This window comes from Burkholderia sp. GbtcB21 (genome assembly GCF_019091065.1).
Taxonomy (GTDB): Bacteria; Pseudomonadota; Gammaproteobacteria; order Burkholderiales; family Burkholderiaceae; genus Burkholderia; species Burkholderia pyrrocinia_C.
On record NZ_JAGXKA010000292.1, the window covers coordinates 1 to 262 of the forward strand.

At 60.7% G+C, this 262-nt stretch carries 1 protein-coding gene; it reads right to left on the minus strand.

The genetic code is table 11. From position 1 onward, the window contains the following. Positions 1-262 (minus strand): hypothetical protein (locus tag KVT39_RS36975; RefSeq protein WP_217591489.1); only part of this gene is annotated, 262 nt, incomplete at both ends.

Here is a 262-nt window from a genome sequence, read left to right on the forward strand (position 1 = left end):
GACCTTCTCCGCCAAACGTGCGCGCAGGTCTTCTGTGAGGGTAGCGGGGTGACCGTTTGGCAAGGACGCCTGGCTGTCACGAAGCGATGCCAGGACACCGACAAGAGAGTTCAGCACGCGCTCAGCTGCCGGCCGACGAGCAGCGTCCTCGATACCATCGCTGAGTAGCTTGGAGTAGTCGGCGAGGTTTGGAATAATCAGAACGCGAACCACCTCGGCACCGCCCACGGCTTGTAACCCAATCACGGCACCATAATGAGCG